Origin of the sequence: Italian clover phyllody phytoplasma str. MA1, assembly GCF_000300695.1 — a bacterium.
Lineage (GTDB): Bacteria > Bacillota_I > Bacilli_A > Acholeplasmatales > Acholeplasmataceae > Phytoplasma.
The window spans coordinates 1-1,791 of record NZ_AKIM01000063.1 but is presented as its reverse complement, the minus strand read 5'-3'; the positions used below and the strand labels follow the sequence as shown (position 1 = coordinate 1,791).

Annotated in this window: 2 protein-coding genes; both read right to left on the bottom strand. The window is 22.7% G+C overall.

Annotated features, from left to right (window positions below):
- Positions 1–263: 263 nt before the first annotated feature.
- Positions 264–989 carry a hypothetical protein gene (locus tag RI01_RS02465; RefSeq protein ID WP_017193091.1) on the bottom strand — a complete coding sequence of 242 codons (726 nt, stop codon included), beginning with the start codon at positions 987–989 and terminating at the stop codon, positions 264–266.
- A gap of 16 nt (positions 990–1,005) precedes the next feature.
- Positions 1,006–1,569, bottom strand: a complete 564-nt coding sequence (locus RI01_RS02460; RefSeq protein WP_017193090.1) for a Panacea domain-containing protein — start codon at positions 1,567–1,569, stop codon at positions 1,006–1,008.
- Between the last annotated feature and the right edge of the window lie 222 nt (positions 1,570–1,791).

Here is a 1,791-nt window from a genome sequence, read left to right as displayed (position 1 = left end):
AACATACCCTTTTAAGGTATGTTTTTGTTATCAAAGCTTTAAGGAAAATAAAAATTAATACAAAAGGCTTACTTTGATAAAAAAGATCATTTAAAAAAGCTTTTTTGAGTCAGTTTGATCAAAAATAATTTAAAAATAACCATTTTTTTGGGTTTTTGTTGAAAAAAAGATGGATATATTTTTTTAAAAAACACGAAAAACCTTCCTTTTTGAAAAAGAAGGGTATTAATAAAAATTGTTTAATTTAAATTTGTTGGCTTTTGTTATTGTTTAATTGTTTGATTTTTTTTATCATGACAAGTTGAACAAACTTCTCTTTTTGGTTTTTGCAATTCAAACATTTTGTTGCAATTTTTACATTTAAAATGATTTTGAACAGGACAATGACACATAAATAAAGTTATTTTAACTGGTTTTTCTGTTTTTTTATTAATAATGCCAAATTCCCATTCATAATTATTTTTTTGATTAAAATCTTCTATAACTTTAGAAATTTTTTGTTGTGAAAGCCATTCATTTATATTATCGCGAATTTTTACAACATTATCATTTCTTGCTTCAACAAGTGCTTCCTTATACTCTTTTTCGGTTTTTTTATTTAATTGTCTTATAAGATGTTTGTTGCGAAAAATAATTATTACAAGCTCATCATCGTTTGTTCGATGCGAAGTATAAGTAATAAGTTGACAAAACGCGTCAATAATTATTGAAGCGTTTGTCCACATCTTGCATTCAATATAAAGATTTTTTTTATGATGAATGGGTATACAAATATCTGCATATCCTTCGTTCATCAGAGGTTCAGCGAATAAATATGTATTTTGAAATTCTTTCGAATTTTCAAAAAAATTATTTAATCCGACAGCAAGAATGCTTCTAAAACCACGCTCTATCAAAAAAGTAAAATCTAAACTAAATTTTTCAACATTGCAACAAAGATTTGAAATATTTTTTTTTATTAAATTAATTTTATCTTTTGAAGAGTTCATTTATCCTAATATATCCTTATTCTTTTAGAAAAAAATCTGGAAAAGTATTTTTAAACATTTCATCTAAATTTTTTGGTTGTGTAAAAAGTTCATTTTTGAAAAAAAACTCTAATAAAAGATCATCAGAAATTGTATTATTTTTTGTTTTAGGCCAATAATAATAAAAAGTATAATCCCAAGGAGGTTGATTGTGAGAAATTTCAGATAATTGAATAGCATCCATGTTTTTAGTTTTTTCTAAAACATCATCAATTACTTCAGCACGTTCTTTATCAATTTTAGCTATATTACCGCTTTCAAGAGGTTTTTTTATTATTTTTTCATAATAATTTCTTAACATGTGAAATAATTGTCCAAAAACAGGCCCATATTTCCAAGCTTTAGGTTTTTCCAAAATTAATCTTTTTGTTTTGGATGCTTGATTTTTTATTAAATAACTTATATAAGAATAATAAATAATTTTATGTAACTTCATATGAGTTAAATTATTATTTGGAAGTTTTTTTGATTTTATAATAATATAATTAGCAACATCAAAAACATTAACTTTTTCGTTATTATTTTTTATATTTTTATTCACTTTTATTTCCTTCCCATTCTTTATGTTGTACAGTTTAACATATTTTTTAACGATTTTTAATTGTTTTTTATTTCTTTAATGTGTTTTATGGTTTGGTTGAGTTTATTTTTCATCGTTTATTCTTCTTTTTTTGATTAATAATAAGTTATAAATTTAAATTTATTGGTTTTTTATTGTTTAATTGTTTGATTAATAATTGCGGCGAAAAATATTTTAAACTTT